At 72.1% G+C, this 17,943-nt stretch carries 12 protein-coding genes and 1 pseudogene; 8 read left to right on the forward strand and 5 right to left on the reverse strand.

The features are described from left to right. Positions 1–318: 318 nt before the first annotated feature. Complete coding sequence (locus tag ABT247_RS01485; protein WP_350736160.1) at positions 319–1,056, forward strand: ABC transporter ATP-binding protein; 738 nt, start codon at positions 319–321, stop codon at positions 1,054–1,056. Positions 1,057–1,751: 695 nt separating this feature from the next. On the opposite strand, the gene ABT247_RS01490 is transcribed toward ABT247_RS01485, so the two are convergent. Both ABT247_RS01490 and ABT247_RS01495 read right to left on the reverse strand, forming a co-directional pair. Next, positions 1,752–3,374 (reverse strand): alpha/beta hydrolase, encoded by a 1,623-nt coding sequence (locus ABT247_RS01490; RefSeq protein WP_350736164.1) that lies wholly within the window; start codon positions 3,372–3,374, stop codon positions 1,752–1,754. 249 nt (positions 3,375–3,623) lie between these two features. Further along, positions 3,624–3,956, reverse strand: a complete 333-nt coding sequence (locus tag ABT247_RS01495; RefSeq protein ID WP_350736167.1) for a hypothetical protein — start codon at positions 3,954–3,956, stop codon at positions 3,624–3,626. 129 nt (positions 3,957–4,085) lie between these two features. On the opposite strand from ABT247_RS01495, the gene ABT247_RS01500 reads away from it, so the two are divergent. Next, positions 4,086–4,814, forward strand: a complete 729-nt coding sequence (locus ABT247_RS01500) for a TetR/AcrR family transcriptional regulator C-terminal domain-containing protein (RefSeq protein WP_350736170.1) — start codon at positions 4,086–4,088, stop codon at positions 4,812–4,814. Between the two features lie 199 nt (positions 4,815–5,013). Here the strand turns inward: ABT247_RS01500 and ABT247_RS01505 are convergent, their stop codons facing one another. Further along, on the reverse strand, positions 5,014–5,646 hold the full coding sequence (locus tag ABT247_RS01505; protein WP_350736173.1) for an MBL fold metallo-hydrolase: 633 nt from the start codon (positions 5,644–5,646) through the stop codon (positions 5,014–5,016). Positions 5,647–5,960: 314 nt separating this feature from the next. After that, complete coding sequence (locus ABT247_RS01510) at positions 5,961–6,524, reverse strand: hypothetical protein (RefSeq protein ID WP_350736175.1); 564 nt, start codon at positions 6,522–6,524, stop codon at positions 5,961–5,963. 317 nt (positions 6,525–6,841) lie between these two features. On the opposite strand from ABT247_RS01510, the gene ABT247_RS01515 reads away from it, so the two are divergent. After that, entirely contained in the window at positions 6,842–7,201 is a 360-nt protein-coding gene (locus ABT247_RS01515; RefSeq protein WP_350736178.1) for a hypothetical protein, read from the forward strand. Between the two features lie 54 nt (positions 7,202–7,255). Further along, positions 7,256–7,751, forward strand: a pseudogene (locus tag ABT247_RS01520) (helix-turn-helix domain-containing protein); the annotation flags it as partial. Between the two features lie 66 nt (positions 7,752–7,817). On the opposite strand, the gene ABT247_RS01525 reads toward ABT247_RS01520, so the two are convergent. After that, positions 7,818–8,462: a TetR/AcrR family transcriptional regulator gene (locus ABT247_RS01525; protein ID WP_350736181.1), complete on the reverse strand. Its 645-nt coding sequence runs from the start codon at positions 8,460–8,462 to the stop codon at positions 7,818–7,820. Positions 8,463–8,795: 333 nt separating this feature from the next. Here ABT247_RS01525 and ABT247_RS01530 point away from each other — a divergent pair, with 333 nt between their 5' ends. The 4 genes from ABT247_RS01530 to ABT247_RS01545 all read left to right on the forward strand — a co-directional run bounded on the left by ABT247_RS01530 (position 8,796) and on the right by ABT247_RS01545 (position 17,665). Further along, positions 8,796–10,091: an FAD-dependent monooxygenase gene (locus ABT247_RS01530; protein WP_350736184.1), complete on the forward strand. Its 1,296-nt coding sequence runs from the start codon at positions 8,796–8,798 to the stop codon at positions 10,089–10,091. A 428-nt stretch (positions 10,092–10,519) separates the two neighbouring features. Continuing rightward, the gene (locus ABT247_RS01535; protein WP_350736187.1) at positions 10,520–14,542 is read left to right on the forward strand and encodes a Pls/PosA family non-ribosomal peptide synthetase; all 4,023 of its coding nucleotides are present in this window, start codon (positions 10,520–10,522) and stop codon (positions 14,540–14,542) included. Positions 14,543–14,691: 149 nt separating this feature from the next. Next, positions 14,692–16,101, forward strand: coding sequence for a M1 family metallopeptidase (locus ABT247_RS01540; RefSeq protein WP_350736190.1), 1,410 nt, complete (start codon positions 14,692–14,694; stop codon positions 16,099–16,101). 142 nt (positions 16,102–16,243) lie between these two features. Then, positions 16,244–17,665, forward strand: a complete 1,422-nt coding sequence (locus tag ABT247_RS01545) for a serine hydrolase domain-containing protein (protein ID WP_350736277.1) — start codon at positions 16,244–16,246, stop codon at positions 17,663–17,665. Positions 17,666–17,943 lie beyond the last annotated feature (278 nt).

Here is a 17,943-nt window from a genome sequence, read left to right on the forward strand (position 1 = left end):
ACCCCACGGGCACACCGGTGCAGTGATCACCGGCCACGGCTCGCCGGATAGCGGACGATGTTGTCAGATCCGATCCAGAAACGGAAGGGACTTGCGCGAATCAAGTAACCAATGAGCAAATTCCATGTATTGGTAGCATCCCCGTCCCGGAGTGCCACCTTGAGTGCCATGAACACCTCACAATTTCAGCTTCGCCCACTCCTTTGACCAGGGGATTCCGCCTTCTCGCCCCTCCTGCCCGGACACCTGAGCCCGAGCAGCCACCGCACCCGTCGACCCGGACCGAACCGGGTAGCCACGCCCACAGGGGGATGCCGAATGACGCAGCACCAGGCCGACACCGCAACCACCACGCCCGCCGGGCCGATGGTGTCCGTGACCGAACTCCGGCGCAGCTTCGGCTCCGGCGAGCGGGCCGTCCACGCGCTGCGCGGCGTCAGCTTCTCGATCGAGCGCGGTGAACTCACCGCACTGAAGGGCCGATCGGGCTCCGGCAAGACCACCCTGCTCAACCTCGTCGGTGGCCTGGACGACCCGACCGCCGGCACCATCGCGCTGGACGGCATCGACCTCTCCGGGCTGGACGAGGACGGCCGCCTCGCCCTGCGCCGCGAGCGGCTCGGCTTCGTCTTCCAGTCCTTCGGGCTGATCCCGATGCTCACCGCCGCCGAGAACGTCGGCATACCGATGCGTCTTCGCAAGGTGCCGGCCGCCGAGCGCGAGGAGCGCGCGCACACCCTGCTGGCCCTGGTCGGCCTCGCCGACCACGCCAACCAGCGCCCCGGCGAGCTCTCCGGCGGCCAGCAGCAGCGCGTCGCCATCGCCCGCGCACTGGCCAACGACCCCGGCCTGATCATCGCCGACGAACCCACCGGCCAACTGGACTCGGAGACCGGCCGCTCGATCATGGAGCTGCTGCGCGCGGTGGTCCGCAGCGAGGGCGTCACGGTACTGGTGGCGACGCACGACCCGACGCTGATGGAGCTCGCCGACCGGGTGATCGAGCTCCGTGACGGCCGGATCGTCGAGCCGGAGTCGGCGGACCGGGCGGCATAGCGCCGGTTGGGCGGATGCGGGTGAGGTGGGTGCCCCGGGCCAGGTGCACGGCGGCGACAGGTGACACTGGGGCAGGCGCATTGGGACAGTCACATTGGCACAGGGCCACCGGGCCCGACGCGGTGAGCCAGTCGCGGCGCGCCGGATGCCGTGCCCACCATCACCTGAACATGATGGAACACCTCCTCCCCGCCCCGACGGGCCGTGGCCTGCCGCAGTCATGAGTAGTTGCCCGGAAGCTCTGACTCACCGTCCGGTAGCGGGGATCGCCCGGCAGGATCGTGCGCCCGGAGAATTCGTGTCGCATGGCTTTCCTCCACTTCCCAGGTTCGAGAGAGTCCGGCGAGCCGCACGCTAACACGGGCATCCAGCTGTGTGAATTCATTTACGAATTAGTGTGACAGTACGCCATTTCCTCGGGTATGGGAGATCCGTGGAGAACTCCCCGCGAGTCGATTGTCAGTGGCATCGGATACGGTCCTCGACGACTCAGCAGAATCCGCTCCGCAGGAGATTCGATGACGATCCTCTGTCGCATTTTCCGCACAATCCCGGGCACCGGCCCGAAAGCACGGGCACGGTGGTCGACACGGCCGTGGTGGCCGGCCCGGTGGTCGACACGACTGTGGTGGCCGGCAGGGCCGCCGGCCACCACAGCCCCGGCCTCAACGGCCGGACGTACGAGGGGTGATCCCTCAGACCGCCGGGAAGATCTCCGCGTCCGGCTTCAGCAGCTGCCCGGCCTGCGGCGCGGTGCCGTCCACCAGGTAGCGGGTGACGAGGGCGTTCAGCGCCTTGCTGCGGCCGACCGCACAGTGCTCGATGGCGTCGACGCTGACCAGCACGGCGTTGCCCAGCTCCTGCTGCATCCGCTGGGCGAACTTGTACTGGGTCGCCGGGTCGTAGAGGTTGCCGATCACCATCACGGTGTTGGAGGTCTTCTTGTTCCACGGGCCGCTGAAGCGCTCGGCGTCCCGGGCCGGCGCCGGCCAGCTCGCGCAGGCGGGCGCGTCGAAGGCCTGGTAGCGGCCGAAGGTCGGGGAGTCCTTCTCCCAGGCCCGGGCGGCGTTGGCGAACACCCGGTCGTTGGACGGGTACGGCTTGTCCTGGCAGTTGACACCCATGTAGGAGTCGTCGGCCGTGTACTCGGAGTCGGCCGGAGCCTCGCGCAGCGCACGCGGGACGTTCACCGCGAGCTGGTTGGCCTCGTCGTCCGGGACGTTCGCCTTCGGGGCGAGCAGAGCGGTCGCGGCCGGCTTCTGCATCACCTGGTAGGTGGCCTGCAGCGACTTCGCCAGCGGAGCCAGCTTGGCCTGCGAGTACAGGGCGCTGGCCACCTCACTGGTGAAGCTGCTCAGGGTCACCTGGGTACCGTTCGACAGCGTGATCGGGCTGGTCCGCAGGTGGTCGCGGAGCGCATCGAACTTGGCGCGGGTGTCACCGTCGCCGAAGGCGCAGCGCGGGGCGCCGGCCGCCTGGCAGCGCTTCAGGAACTCGTCAAGGGCCAGCTCGAAGCCGCCTGCCCGCTGGCGGTCGTACTCGAGGCCGTTGTGCAGGCGCAGATTGGGGTCGACGTTGCCGTCGATGATGATCGCCCGCACCTTGTTCGGGTACATGTTCGCGTAGGTCGAGCCGATCAGGGTGCCGTAGGAGAAACCGGCGAAGGTGAGCTGGGAGTCACCGACGGCCCGGCGCATCCGGTCGAGGTCGCGCACCACGTTGATGGTCGACATGTGCTCGATCAGCGGGCCGGCGTTCTTGCTGCAGGCGTCGGTGTAGTCCTGGTCCGCGTCCAGGGTCTCGTCGACCTCGGCCTTGGTCACCGGCACGCCGACCATGCGGTTGTTGACCGCGTCCGCTTCTTCCTGGGTCTTGAAGCACTTCAGCGGGTTGCTCCGGGCCACGCCCCGGGGGTCGAAGCCGACCAGGTCGAACCTGGACTGCACCTCGGCGCCGAACCGGGTGGTGGTCGCCCACAGGTATCCGCTGCCGCCCGGGCCGCCCGGGTTGAGGAACAGCGAGCCGATCCTCTTCGACGGGTCGCTCGCCCGCCGCCGCATCATGGCGATGCCGATCTTCTCACCCGACGGGTTGTCGTAGTCCAGCGGCACCGGGTAGACGGCACAGTCGTAGATGCCGGGGTCCGGCTTGCTCGGGTCCGGGTTGCACGGCTTCCAGTCGACGGGGTCGACCTTCGCCTCGGCGGCCGCGGCACCTGGCGCCGGATCGAAAGGCGCGGCCGACGCGGCGACGGCGGTACCGGTGACAAGGGCGAGCGCGCAGGTGACCGCTCCGGCCAACGTGGTTATGCGGGACAAGGAACCTCCTCCGTACTGAAAGGGCGGCCCCAGCCTGTCAGTCTGAGATCTCCCTGTGAAGACCTCGACGCGGCGTAAATGTTCCGGACGCCATGTCATACCTGGTCGGAATATTCTGTGAATGAACCGACTTGACGATGCATTGACCTTAAGACCAGGGGCATTCGGCCGACGATTGTCCCCGCCGGTGGACGTCGGCCCGCTGCGCCGGCGGCGGATTTCCGGATACCGCCCGCACGGGCGATTCCCCTACCGGGCGATCGGCTGCGACAGGTTGTCCTCGGCGACGACCTGGTACACGGCGTTCAGGGTCGGCGGACCGACCAGGTCCTTGATCCGCTCGAAACGACGTTCCTCGACCGGGGCGAGCTTCTCCATCCACGCCTGGATGGACTCCGGCCCGTGGTCGCCCTCGATGAGCGCGATGGTGACGATCTCCCGCGAGTCCTCCATCGCGGTGGCAGTGATCACCCGGGTGCGCGGGTCGTCCGGGAACACCTCGTCAGGGATCCACGCCTCGCGGAACTCCCCGTACTCCACACCTTCGTTGAGCTTGCGCACCATGACGGCGACGAGCTGCATGAGACCCCCTCCGAGTCAGTTTCTTGCAGTGCAAGAAGACGATGGCGGCTATTGTTTTCTTACACCGCAAGAGTTGTCAAGGGTCCAGCCGGACGTCCCCCGAGCTGCCCCGGTACCAAGGAGGAGCCGATGCCGAGCCGACGCACACGCCCCAGGACGGGCCTAACCCGCGAGAAGGTCATCGACGCCGCCATCGCCTACGTCGATGAGCACGGCCTCGCCGCGCTCTCCAACCGCAAGCTCGGCGCGGCGCTCGGCGTCGAGGGGATGACGCTCTACTACTACGTCCCCAGCAAGGCCGCCCTCCTGGACGGCATGGTCGAGCGCCTGCTCGAACTCTCCGCCGGGGACCTCTTCGCCGCGCCCAGCGGACCGTGGACGGACGTGGTCCGCGACTTCGCCGTCGCACTGCGTCGGATGCTGCTGGACCACCCGGCGATGCTCACCGTCCTCGCCACCCGCCCGGCCGCCACCCCGGCCTCACTGGCCCTGCTCGAACGCGGCATCACCGTGCTGCGCGACGACGGCGTTCCCCTGGCCGACGCTCTCGACGTGCTGAACTCCGTGGTCCGCTGGACCCTCGGACACGCCCTGGCCGAGGTCGGCGAGACACCCCATCACGAGGGCACCGAGCCCCAACCCGAAGAGTTCGCAGCCCTGGACCGCGACACCTATCCTCACCTGGCGCGGGCCTTCGCCACCGGCGAGGGCCTCGACTCCGAACAGTGCTTCCACCGCACCCTCCGCATCCTGCTCGCGGGCTACGCCGCCGAGTTGGAGCGCGCGAAGCAGGGACTCGCCGAATCGGAGTTCACGAAGGGACCGCACCCACGACCAGCTGGGAGCGCGGGTCAATAGCGAGCAGGCGACCCTGCTCCGGGACAGCGGCCCCTGCCTCCCCCGGCGCGGCGGAAGACCTGGCGGAGACGATGGCAGGCGCCGGCAGGGCCGGGAGCGCAGTTCATGTGCCCTGCACTCCGCGCGCGTGCCGGTCACCGGTTGCTGCTTGCCGCTTGCCGCTTGCCGCTTGCCGCTTGCCGCTTGCCGGGACACGCTCCTATCGGATTGCCACAGACTCCCCGACCGGGATGCGCGCGTACGCGGTGCCGCCCTTGAAGTCCAGCCAGCCGTCGAAATACTCCTGGCCGAGCTCGTTGAGCGTGGCGTCGTGGACCGGGAACGCCTGCTCCGGCCGCACCGCCCGCACGAAGTCCAGCGCCTCGGAGAGCTTGAGCCAAGGTGCGGCGGCCGGCACGAGCAGCGTCTCCACCGGCGACGGCGGGACGAACAGCGAGTCGCCCGGGTGGTAGAGCGTGCCGTCGATGACGAACCCGACGTTGGCGCAGCCGGGCAGCCCGTCGTAGATCTCGGCGTGCGTCCCGCCCACGACGTCGACGGCGAACCCGGCCGCCGTGAACCGCTGCCCCACCTCGACCGCGACCGCCGTGCCACCCAGCTCGGGGGCCGACTCGATCGCTGCCGACGGCAGGTACACCCGGAACGCGGAGTTGCGCCGACCCGCCGCCACGAGCTTGGCGGCGTCGAGGTGGTCGGGGTGCTCATGGGTCACCAACACCTCGTCGACGCCGTCGAGCGCTTCGGCCTCCGAGAACGTCCCCGGGTCGATCACCAGAACCCGGTTGTCCGCCTCCAGGCGCACACAGGCGTGGCCGTACTTGGTCAAACGCATGCGCCCACTATCGCAGGGACAGCCGAAGGCGAGGCCCCGTTCGACGAAGTCCGCCGCGAAGAGATCAGGCCCTCCCGCAGCGTGACAACCAGCTCGAACCGCTTGCTTCCCACCATGGATATCGGTCCTGCCATGGCATCCCATGGCAGGACCTGTCGGGGCGCTACGGGCCATGGGGGACGGCCGACCGGGCTTGACGCTCTGAGGCAGCAGCGCTTCCAGCACGGCCCATGGGGTGGCCGTCAGATCTCCTCGGGCCAAGGGGCACGATCATCGCATGACCTTGATCCACTTCTGGCGGCGGGCAGCTTCCCTCAGCCGCTCGTCGGCGACGGCTCCGCCGGTGGCGGCTCAGGTGAGTAGCGAGCGCCACGGGCGTTGAAATGCGCCAGGTAGTAGGTGACACCGTCGAGGCGCAGTTCCATGGGCGGAGGATCGGTAACCAGGTGGGTCCGACCGCCCTGGCCGTCCACCTGAGCCGCCATCTTCGGCGTGTTCCAGGAGCGCGCCCAGTTCTCTGCCTGTTCCGGTGACCACAGGAAGCGGGTGCCGAACTCCTTCTCGTCACCCGGTTCCGCTGCCGTCAACACCCTTACCAGCGCGGGGCTGTAGACGGCGCGGACCCGGAAGTTCACGAGAAATCGACTTTTGATCACGATTCGCATGTAGCGACGGCTGTTGCCTCGACGGCGTCCAGCCACGATGACGCTCTCGCCACCGTCTCCCCAGGCCGGCGGTGCGATCCACACCTTCGCCCCCGGCGCGAAGTGCCGGATCCCCCTGCGAATCTCGAGCCCGCCTTCACCGTGGCTGGTCTCCGGGGCGACATTTGCCACAACGCACACGCCCAGCGGCTCGGGTCCGGTTCCATCCGTCATGGTTGCCATCATCGCCCAGCGCACGCGTAGTGGCGTGACCATTTCTGTGGGCCGGGTTCGCGGCACAAGGTCATCACGATACTGGGACCGTGCTGGTCACGGCCATCAACGAGTAGCTTTGACCGGCACTTTTCAAACGCGCCCCAGGTGCGGGCGAGCTGTCCTGCCTGGCATCATGGATCCCATGATCATGTGTCGAAAGGCCGATGCCGCGTAGACGGCCACGCGCGCTGCGCGCTGAACGACCGGTCGCCCGCGTCTGGGGGCCGGCTCCTCCGCTCCGGATTCACGGACTCTCCGCCGAGGCGAGCTTGGCTGTGCACCGGGTCGAGTACCTGAGCAACAGCTTCTACCTACACCTGGGCGCCACCGACCGGGCATTGCGGCGATACCGCATGTTCCTGCACCCGCCGGGACGACGTCCTCTGTACCCGCAGGAGTCGCATTGCTCGTGCCCGTCGTGTTCCTTCGACGATGTCCGGCATGCGCGCGACGTGCTGGAGGAGATCCTGGAGAGACTACCGAAGCGGGCTCACGCCGAACTCGGCCTGCTTGTGGAGCCTCTGGATACGGTGTTCTTGCGCCGCACCCTGCCCGACCCGTTCGCCTACCAGCGTGAGTGGCGCACGGAGTTCTGGTGGTACCGTCGCCTGGCTGACACGTCGGAGTGGGGATGAGCGGACCCTCGATCGGCCCCGTACCGAAATGGGGTGATCACGGCCACGGCTGTTGTGATCACGGCGTCGCACCTGTTCCTTGATAGCCCCTTCGCGCGGGGCCAAGCCCGCGCGAATTTCCACAAGCTAGTGACAGTCCTCCCCGGGGACGGCGCTGACACCGCGTGGCTGGGCGGCCCTGGAGTCTTCCGCTGAAGGATCGGGTCCTGCTGGTAGCGGCATACCGGCGGACCAACCTGACGCTACGACCGCTCCTGCCACTCTTCGGCGTGTCCAAGTCGGCGGCCGACCACATCATCAACCACGTCGACCCCTGCTGGCACTCAAGCCCCGACGCCGGTTCCCCACGGACGCAGTCCTGATCGTCGAGGGCACTCCCGCCCCCACCCCCGACCACGCCATCGCGAAGAAGTCGAAGAACTACGGGTCCTCCACCCACCACCGCGTCGTCACCGACGCCCACACCCGGCTGGTCGTCGCGGTCGGCACACGGTTGCCGTTTTCGGGCAGCCGGAACAGCCGTAGAGCATGGGCCGAGTCCGGCGCCAAGGCCTTCTCCAGGCCGCACAGTCCAGGTCTGCCGCGATGGGCGAGACTGCTCAGCCACTGCCGAAGATCAACTGCGGAGCAGCCCTTGGCCTCCGGTCGCGCCCCGCAGGGCCGCCGCCACCAGTCCGTGGATCTCGTCCGCCCCGGTCTCCCCGCCGCCCATCAGGCGGTCGAAGACCAGGCCGTCGATGCAGGCCAGCAGCGTGGTGGTCCGTCCGTCGGGGTCGGCGACTCCCTGGTCCGCGAGGAAGGTGCGGACGACGGCCCGGCCCGCGTTCTCGCGCGGCACGAGGATCTCCCGCAGTTCGGGGTCGCGTACGCTCTCCACCGCGCAGGCGTACCGCGCGAGCGAGCGCCGGCGGCCCTCGCCGGTCAGCCGGTGGCGCATCAACTCAAGGATGCCGCTGACCAGTTCGTCCGTGGTGCGGATCACCACCCGCTCCCCCATGGCCTGCAGCTCACCCTGGTCCAGTTCGACCAGCCGCCGCACCAGGGCGGTGAGCAGCGCCTGTCTGGTCCGCAGATAGGCGGAGGTGGTGCCGACCGGCAGTCCGGCCGCCGCATCCACCGCCCGGTGGGTCAGTCCTCGCACACCCGCGTCCGCCAGCACGGCGATCGCCGCGTCCGCCAGCGCGGTCCGGCGGTCCGGGCGACCAGCCCGACCCGCGGCACCCCGACGCTGCCCGCGCTCCTGCTCCTCATCTCGCCGCATCCCTCCTTTCTACCGGGTCCGGCCAGGGCATCGCCCTTCCCGGTGCCGGCGGGGCCGTCGGGAGACCTGTCGCTCGGCCGCACGGGGGCGGTCGACGCCGCGGCCTCGAGAAGGTCCACCGGTGGACCGGCGGCTCGAGGGGCCGGGGAGCCCTGTCATTCGGGGTGTTCGGGCGGACGAACGGCTACCGCGCAGCCCTTCTCCGCGACCGGTTGCCGGTACCGGCCGAGCCCCGCCCGGTCCAGCCAACCCCCGCCCGGCCGTCGGACGAGCCCGTAGTACGCTCCTTCTACAGGTGTAGAAAACACTGCGACGACACGGGAGGGACCGGGCATGGGCAGCAGCAACGCGGTGGTGGTCGGCGGCGGGATCGGCGGGCTGGCGGCCGCGATCGGGCTCCGACTCGCGGGGTGGGACGTGACCGTGATCGAGCGGGCCGCCGTTCTGGACGACGCCGGCGCCGGGATCTCCCTCCACGCCAACGGCATGCGGGCACTGGCGCTCCTCGGCGTGGACAAGGCCGTCGAGGCGGCCTCACGGCGCCAGTACACCGGCGGGACCCGGACGCCGGACGGCCGTCGGCTCGCCGTGATGGACGGCAGGGCGCTGGAACGGGAGCTGGGGTCACCGATCGTCGGCATCCCGCGCGCCGACCTGCACCGCATCCTGCGCGAGGCCCTTCCCGCCGAGTCCCTGCTCATCGGCGCCGAGGTGACCGAGGTCGACACCTCCCGGCCCGGCCGGGTCGCAGTGACCTCCACCCGCACCGCCTCGGCGGCCGGCTCCGCGAGCACCGACCCCCTGAACGCCGACCCCCTGAACGCCGACTCCCTGAACGCCGACCCCGCGAACGCCGGCTCCCCGAACACCGGCCATCCGGCTGCCGATGTCCTGGAAGCCGACCTCCTGGTGGCCGCCGACGGCATCAACAGCCGGATCCGGCGCCGCCTCTTCCCCTCCCACCCCGGCCCGGTGTACAGCGGCTCGACGGTGCTGCGGGCGATCACCGAGCGCCCGGTCGACGGGTTGTCCGCCGACTTCGAGCTGACCTGGGGCCACGGCGCCGAGTTCGGCCACATCGCCTTCCCGGACGGCCGGGCGGAGTGGCACGCCGTGCTCAACGCCCCGGCCGGGGTCCGCTACCGGGATCCGCTGGCGGAGGTGCGCCGCCGCTTCGCCGGCTGGCACGCCCCGATCTCCGATCTGCTGGCCGCGACCCGCCCGGAGGACGTGCTCCATCACGACGTCAACGAACTGGTCACCCCGTTGCCCTCGTACGTCTCGGGCCGGATCGCCCTGCTGGGCGACGCCGCGCATGCCATGACCCCGCATCTCGGACAGGGCGCCTGCCAGGCCCTGGAGGACGCGGTGACGCTCGCGGCGGCGGTCGCCGAGGGGCCGACGGTCGAGGGCGCGCTCGCCCGCTACGACGCGGTGCGCCGCCCGCGCAGCCAGGCCGTGGCCCGCGACGCCCGCCGGGCCGGTCGGATGGGTCAGCAGCTGGCCAATCCGCTGGCGGTCGGCCTGCGCAACGCCGCGATCCGGCTCACCCCGCCCGGGGTAATGGTCCGAACCGTCCTGAAGCACGCCGACTGGACGCCGCCCCGGATCGCTCCCCGCGCCGCCTAGCCACGGCATCGCGCCGCACCGCAACGCGCCGCACCACCCCGTACGGCGAGGCACGCTGCACCCCCCTCCGACAAGGCGGGCCCGGGAAATGGCCGAAATGCCGGGCCCGCCACTCGAAGGGAGCAGCATTCCCTGTGGCATGAATCACGCACCGAAACGCGACCTGACTGTCCGTCAATATCGCTGACGCCTCGTCACATCAGGCCCTGTGTGCCGAACTTGGATGCTGACGACTCGTCAGATCGAGCCACTGCGAGCCCAGTTGGACCGAAGCGGCGTTCCTGCCGGACCGGATGGGCGGAGCTACCATCGGTCGGGTTGTCCGCTCCGGCCCCGGAGTGGGGTCACCCGGCCGAGCGGTGCTCCCACCGCCCCAGGGGCCGGGCATCGGTCGGAACGGGGCGAGGACGAGGAGCGCACGGGCTGCCATGACCGCTGAACCGATCCATCTGGAGCAGTACACCGGGCCACCGCAGGCCGAGCCGACGCGCGCGCTGTTCCCCGGGCGTCCGGCCGCCGCGCCGCGCACCCTGGTCGACGTCCTGGACGCCACCGTGCGCGCCCACCCCGACGAACCGGCCCTGGACGACGGCCGCACCGTGCTGAGCTACCGCGCCCTGGCCGCCGAGGTGGAGCAGCTGCGCCGCCGACTGGCCGCCGCCGGAATCGGGCCGGGAGACCGGGTGGGCGTGCGGGTGCCCTCCGGCACCAACGACCTGTACGTCTCGATCCTCGCCGTGCTGGCCGCCGGGGCCGCCTACGTCCCGGTGGACGCGGAGGACCCGGACGAGCGCGCCCACCTGGTCTTCGGCGAGGCGAAGGTCGCCGCCGTCCTCGGCGCCGAGCGCGCCATCAGCATCGCGCGCACCTCGAACGACGCCATCGGCGTCACGAGCACCCCGAGCGACGCCATCGGCGTCACGGGCACCCCGAGCGACGCCACCGGCGTCACGAGCACCCCGACCGCCGCCAGGAGCACCCCGGCCACCACCGGTTCCCGGGAGCCCCTGGCGCCCGCGCGCCGCCCCACCCCGGACGACGACGCCTGGATCATCTTCACCTCCGGCTCGACCGGGAAGCCCAAGGGCGTCGCCGCCACCCACCGCAACGCCGCCGCCTTCGTCGACGCCGAGGCCGCGCTCTTCCTCCAGGAGGAGCCGATCGGCCCCGGCGACCGGGTGATGGCCGGCCTGTCGGTCGCCTTCGACGCCTCCTGCGAGGAGATGTGGCTGGCCTGGCGGCACGGCGCCTGCCTGGTGCCCGTGCCCCGGTCCCAGGTGCGCAGCGGCGCGGACCTCGGCCCCTGGCTGGCCGAGCAGGAGATCACCGTGGTCTCCACCGTCCCCACCCTCGCCGCGCTGTGGCCCGCCGAGGCGCTCAACGAGGTCCGGCTGCTGATCTTCGGCGGCGAGGCCTGCCCGCCCGAGCTGGTGCAGCGGCTGGTCACCGAGGGCCGGGAGGTGTGGAACACCTACGGCCCGACCGAGGCCACCGTGGTGGCCTGCGCCGCGCTGCTGACCGGCGAGGGCCCGGTGCGGATCGGCCTGCCGCTGGACGGCTGGGACCTCGCGGTCGTGGACGAGGCCGGCGAGCCGGTCCCCGTCGGCGGCACCGGGCAGCTGGTGATCGGCGGGGCCGGCCTGGCCCGCTACCTGGATCCGGAGAAGGACGCCGAGAAGTACGCGCCGCTGGCCTCGCTCGGCTGGGAGCGGGCCTACCGCAGCGGCGACCTGGTCCAGGCCGATCCGGCCGGCCTGCTGTTCCTCGGCCGCACCGACGAGCAGATCAAGCTCGGCGGCCGCCGGATCGAGCTCGGCGAGGTGGACGCGGCGCTGCAGGCGCTGCCGGGCGTGGCGGGCGCCGCCGCGGCCGTCCGGACCGCACGCGGAGGCAATCAGCTGCTGGTCGGCTACCTGGTGGTCCAGGACGGCTTCGACCGGGAGCGGGCGGTCGAGCGGCTGCGCGCGGAACTGCCCGCCGCCCTGGTCCCGCTGCTCGCCCCGGTGGACGCCCTGCCCACCCGTACCTCCGGCAAGGTCGACCGGAACGCGCTGCCGTGGCCACTGCCCGATCTGGAGGCCGCCGGGCCGAGCGAGCAGCTGTACGGCACCGAGGCGTGGCTCGCCGAGCAGTGGGCCGAGATCCTCGGGGTGCAGGTCGCCAGTGCGCGGGACGACTTCTTCGCGATCGGCGGCAGCAGTCTGGCCGCCGCCCGGCTGACCACCCTGCTGCGCTCCCGCTACCCGAGCGCCGCCGTGCTGGACATCTACCAGCACCCCACGCTGCGCAAGCTCGCCCGGCACCTGGAGCGTACGGCCCCCGAGGGCGGCGAGGCCCGTACCGTCACCCTGGTGCCCACCCGGGCCAAGCTGCTGCAGCTGCTCCTGCTCGTCCCGCTGTTCACGGTGGTCGGCCTGCGCTGGACGGTCGCCCTGCTGGCCGCCGGGAACCTGCTCTCCCACCTGGGCGACTACCCGTGGGCGCCCACCGCCTCCTGGTGGGCGGTCAGCGCGGGTGTGCTCGCGCTGTACACCCCGCCGGGGCGCCTCGCGATCGCGGCCGGCGGCGCCCGGCTGCTGTTGCGCGGTCTGCGCCCCGGCCGGTACCCGCGCGGCGGCGCGGTGCACCTGCGGCTCTGGGCGGCCGAGCGGCTGGCCGAGCTGAGCGGTGCGACCTCGCTGTCCGGCGCCTGGCTGGTGCGCTACGCCCGCGCGCTGGGTGCCAAGGTCGCGCCCGAGGTGGACCTGCACTCGCTGCCGCCGGTCACCGGGATGCTCAAGCTGGGCCGGGGCTGCGCCGTCGAGGCCGAGGTGGACCTGTCCGGCTACTGGCTGGACGGCGACCGGTTGGAGGTCGGCCCGGTCAAGGTCGGGTCCGGCGCCGTGGTCGGCACCCGCTCGACCCTGCTGCCGGGTGCCCGGATCGGCAAGCGCGCCCAGGTGGTGGCCGGCTCCAGCGTCACCGGCCAGGTGCCGACCGGGCAGCGCTGGGGCGGGGCGCCCGCGGTCAAGCTGGGCCGGGCGGAGCGCACCTGGCCCAAGGAGCGTCCGTCGCGCCGGGCCCACTGGGCCGCCCTGTACGGCGCGGGCGGCGCGGTGCTCAGCCTGCTCCCGGTGCTGCCGGCCGTGGCCGCGCTGGCGGTGCTCTCGTGCTTCGTCGACCAGGGCGCGGACCTCGGCCGGGCACTCGGCGGCGCGCTGCTCGGGCTGCTGCCGGCCACCCTGGCCTTCGGTGCCGGGTACGCCGCGCAGCTGGTGGTGCTCGTACGGCTGCTGAGCATCGGGCTCGTGCCGGGGGTGCACCCGCTGCACGGCCGGGTCGGCTGGCAGGCGTGGGTGGTCACCCAGCTGATGGACCGGGCCCGCGAGGTGCTGTTCCCGCTGTACGCCGGGCTGGTCACCCCGCTGTGGCTGCGCGCGCTGGGGATGCGGGTCGGCCGGGGCGCCGAGGTGTCCACGGTGCTGGCGCTGCCCAGTCTGACCACGGTCGGCGACGGCGCGTTCCTCGCCGACGACACCCTGATGGCGCCGTACGAGCTGGGCGGCGGCTGGATGCGGCTCGGCGAGGCGAAGGTCGGCGAGCGGGCCTTCCTCGGGAACTCGGGGATGACCGCCCCGGGCCGCTCGGTGCCCAAGCGGGGCCTGGTGGGCGTGCTGTCCGCGACGCCGGAGAAGGCGAAGAAGGGCGGTTCTTACCTGGGCATGCCGCCGATGCGACTGCCGCGCGCGGCGGACGAGGCGGACCAGAGCCTGACCTACGAGCCGCCGGCCCGGCTGCTCTGGGCGCGCGGGCTGGTCGAGCTGGGCCGGCTGGTGCCGGTGCTGGCCTCGGGCGCGTTGGGCTTGCTGACGGCGGCGACGCTGGCCCGGCTGACGGCGGCCTGGTCGCCGCTCGGCGCGGCCGTCGTCTCGGGGCCGGTGCTGCTGGCGGCGGGCGGCATGGCCTGCCTGGTCGCGGTGGCGGCGAAGTGGCTGCTGGTCGGGCGGTTCCGCGCGGTGGAGCACCCGCTGTGGAGCGGCTTCGTGTGGCGCAACGAGCTCGCCGACACCTTCGTGGAGGTGCTGGCGGTGCCGTGGCTGGTCGGCGCGGTGCCCGGCACCCCGGTGCTGAACCTTTGGCTGCGGGCGCTCGGCGCAAAGGTCGGCCACGGCGTGTGGTGCGAGAGCTACTGGCTGCCGGAGGCCGACCTCGTCACCCTCGGGGACGGAGTGAGCGTCAACCGGGGCTGCGTGCTGCAGACACACCTCTTCCACGACCGGATCATGCGGATGGATACTGTGGACCTCCGCGAGGGCGCCACCCTGGGCCCGGGCGGGATCGTGCTGCCCGGCAGCACGGTCGGCGCGCGCAGCACGCTGGGCCCGGCGTCGCTGGTGATGCGCGCCGAGTCCGTCCCCGCGGACACGCGGTGGCTGGGCAACCCGATCGAGGCGTGGCAGGCCACGTCGTGACGGCCCCTCCGCCCCCGGCCGGCCCGACCACCGCGGCGTGGGCCACCCGCACGACCACGTCGACGACCACCTCGACGACGACTTCGACCACAACTCCTCCGACCACTCCACCGACCACCCGTCCCGGCCCGCAGGGAGCGCCCGTCCCCGTGAAGTCCAAGCACGTCCCGCCGGCCGTCGGCGGCCCGGACCCGTACTTCCCCACCAGCGGCGACCACCGCTACCGGGTGCACCGCTACGAACTCGCACTGGACTACCGGCCCGGGCCCAACCGGCTGGCCGGCTCGGCCCGGCTGAGCGCGGTGGCGAACACGGCGCTGGCCGAGTTCGCGCTCGACCTGGCCGAGTTCCGGATCGGGCGGGTGCTGGTGGACGGCAAGGCCGCCCGCTACACCCACCGCGGCGGCAAGCTGCGGATCCGCCCGGCGAAGGCGCTCGGGGCAGGCGCCGTCTTCACGGTCGAGGTGCACTACACCGGCAACCCCCGGCCGGTGCGCAGCCCGTGGGGCGGCCTCGGCTGGGAGGAGCTGACCGAGGGCGCGCTCGTGGCCAGCCAGCCGGTCGGCTCGCCGTCGTGGTTCCCGTGCAACGACCGGCCAGCGGACAAGGCGACCTACCAGATAGCGGTCACCACGCCGTCCCCGTTCACCGTGGTGGCGAGCGGACGGCTGCTCACCCGGACCACCCGAGCCTCCAGCACCACCTGGGTGTACGAGCAGAGCGCGCCGACCTCGCCGTACCTGGTGACGGTCTCGATCGGGCACTACGTGCCGGTGCCGCTGACCGCGCGCCCGGCGCAGCCCGGCACCGGGCAGCACCCGCACGCCGGCGCCGGGCAGCACTTGCAGGCCGGCGCCGGGCACCTCCCGCAGGCCGGGCACGTGTCCCAGTCCGGCTACGTGCCGCGGCCACTGGTCGAGGCCTTCACCCGGGACTTCGCCCGGCAGCCGGAGATGATGGCCTACTTCGCCCAGGCCTTCGGGCCGTACCCGTTCGGCGAGTACGCGGTCGTGGTCGCCGACGAGGAACTGGACGTCCCGGTCGAGGCCCAGGGCGTGGCCACCTTCGGCACCAACCACCTCGGCGGCGGCTGGGACCGCGAGCGGCTGATCGCCCACGAGCTGGCCCACCAGTGGTTCGGCAACAGCGTCTCGATCGCCGACTGGCGGCACATCTGGCTCAACGAGGGCTTCGCCAAGTACGCGGAGTGGCTCTGGTCGGAGCACGTCGGCGGTCCGGCCGCGGCCGTGCACGCCGCTGCCGCGCACCGGTTGCTGGCCGGGCTGCCGCAGGACCTCCGGCTCGGTGACCCGGGCCGCAAGCTGATGTTCGACGACCGGCTGTACCAGCGCGGCGGCCTGGCGGTGCACGCCCTGCGGCGGGCACTCGGCGAGGACGCCTTCTTCGCGATGCTGCGGGACTGGACGGGAGCCAATCGACACGGTGTGGTCGCCACCGCCGACCTCCTCGCGCACGCCTCCCGCTACACCGCGGCTCCGCTCGGCCCGCTGTTCGAGGCCTGGCTGGAGCGGCCCGAGCTCCCGGCCCTGCCCGCCTGAACCTGAAGCGGCGTCCGCTCCTGTGGCCTTCCCGGCTCCTCCTGCTGCTCCGGGGCTCCGCGGCTCCGGGGCTCCGGGCTCTGCGGCTCCAGGGCACCGCGGCTTCGAAGCTCCGGGGCTGGGCTACTGTCCGTCCATGTCGATGACCTCAGACGATCAGACGGCCGACCAGCCCGCTGTCCAGCTGGACGATCAGCTCGACGAGCTGCTGCCCGCCACCCGCCGTGCCCTGCTGCACCGCATCGCCGTCGCCCAGCGCGAAGGCCGTACGCCCTCCCTGGTCGCCGGGGTGGTCCGGGACGGGCGGCTGGTGTGGAGCGGCGCCCGGAGCATGGTCGACGGGCACGCGCCGACCCCGGACGTCCAGTACCGGATCGGTTCCCTCACCAAGACCTTCGTCGCCGTGCTGGTGCTGCGGCTGCGCGACGAGGGCCGGCTCGGCCTCGACGACCCGCTGGGCCGCCACCTGCCCGGCACCGCGGCTGACGGCGTGACCATCGCCCAGTTGCTCGCCCACTCTGCCGGGCTGGCCGCCGAGACGCCCGGCCCCTGGTGGGAACGGACCGAGGGCACGCTGCGGCCCGAACTCGCCGACCTGCTGGAGCCGGAAGGCTCGCTCAAGCACCCGGCCGGCCGGCGCCACCACTACTCCAACCCCGGCTACGCCCTGCTCGGCGCCCTGGTGGAGGAACTGCGCGGCGAGCCCTGGGGCGAGGTACTGCGCCGGGAAGTGCTGGCGCCGCTGCGCATGGACCGCACCACGCTGCTGCCCCGGCACCCGCACGCCGGCGGCTTCGCCGTCCACCCGTGGGCCGACGTCATGCTGCCCGAACCGCTCACCGACACCGGCCGGATGGGACCCGCCGGCCAGCTCTGGTCCACCGGTGCCGACCTGGCCCGCTGGGCCGCATTCCTCGCCGGCGGCGACGACAAGGTGCTGGGCGCCGAGTCCCTCGCCGAGATGCGCCGACCCGCCGTCGGGCCGGACGACGCCGCCTGGACCTCCTGTTACGGCTTCGGTCTGCAACTGCGCCGCGAGGGCGGCCGGTTGCTGTACGGCCACTCCGGCTCGATGCCCGGCTTCACGGCGGGCCTGTGGGTCAGCGAGGACGACGGCCTGGCCGGCTTCGCCCTGTCCAACGCCACCAGCGGCGCCAACGCCCCGCAACTGGCCGCCCAGCTGATCAGCATCACCGCGGAGCACGAACCGCGGCTGCCCGAACCCTGGCGGCCGCTGCCCGACGTGGACGACGAACTGCTCGCCCTCACCGGCCCCTGGTACTGGGGCGCCGCGCCCCACCTCCTGCGGCTGAAGGCCGACCGCGTCCTCGAGCTCACCGAACTCACGGGCGGCCGCCGGGGCTCGCGGTTCCGGCCGCGGCCGGACGGCACCTGGATCGGGCTGGACAACTACCACGCGGGCGAGACCCTGCGGGTGGTCCGGCGCGCCGACGGCACGGCCGGCCACCTGGACGTCGGCTCCTTCGTCTACACCCGCGAGCCCTACGGACCGGCCGAGGCCGTCCCGGGCGGCGTCGACCCCCAGGGTTGGCAGGCGTTCTGAGCCCACCGGGCGCCGCTGGGACGGCTCCCCGACGGCTCCGCGACGGCTCCCCGACGGTGGTGACGGCGGGGGTGGCGCTGACGGCGGGGACGTGCGATGCAGGTGTGCGCCCCCGTTGTCCACCTCGCGCCAACGACCAGCCGGTGCCCGGCAGATGACCGGCAGGCCAAGGGTGGTCCCATTCAACAGGTGCACATCTGCGCTCCGCCGGGCCGCAACGTGAATGCCAACCGGCTCGGAGAGACATACGGTGACCGGTTCGCGTCCATGCCCAACCC

Source organism: Kitasatospora sp. NPDC001539 (genome assembly GCF_040298565.1).
In the GTDB taxonomy this organism is placed as follows: Bacteria; Actinomycetota; Actinomycetes; order Streptomycetales; family Streptomycetaceae; genus Kitasatospora.

What these genes read in the sequence shown, in the direction of transcription:
- ABT247_RS01485 (WP_350736160.1), top strand. Translation starts at nt 319, where the DNA reads ATGACGCAGCACCAGGCCGACACCGCAACCACCACGCCCGCCGGGCCG.
- ABT247_RS01495 (WP_350736167.1), bottom strand. Translation starts at nt 3,956, where the DNA reads ATGCAGCTCGTCGCCGTCATGGTGCGCAAGCTCAACGAAGGTGTGGAG.
- ABT247_RS01500 (WP_350736170.1), top strand. Translation starts at nt 4,086, where the DNA reads ATGCCGAGCCGACGCACACGCCCCAGGACGGGCCTAACCCGCGAGAAG.
- ABT247_RS01505 (WP_350736173.1), bottom strand. Translation starts at nt 5,646, where the DNA reads ATGCGTTTGACCAAGTACGGCCACGCCTGTGTGCGCCTGGAGGCGGAC.
- ABT247_RS01510 (WP_350736175.1), bottom strand. Translation starts at nt 6,524, where the DNA reads ATGACGGATGGAACCGGACCCGAGCCGCTGGGCGTGTGCGTTGTGGCA.
- ABT247_RS01525 (WP_350736181.1), bottom strand. Translation starts at nt 8,462, where the DNA reads ATGCGGCGAGATGAGGAGCAGGAGCGCGGGCAGCGTCGGGGTGCCGCG.
- ABT247_RS01530 (WP_350736184.1), top strand. Translation starts at nt 8,796, where the DNA reads ATGGGCAGCAGCAACGCGGTGGTGGTCGGCGGCGGGATCGGCGGGCTG.
- ABT247_RS01535 (WP_350736187.1), top strand. Translation starts at nt 10,520, where the DNA reads ATGACCGCTGAACCGATCCATCTGGAGCAGTACACCGGGCCACCGCAG.
- ABT247_RS01545 (WP_350736277.1), top strand. Translation starts at nt 16,244, where the DNA reads ATGACCTCAGACGATCAGACGGCCGACCAGCCCGCTGTCCAGCTGGAC.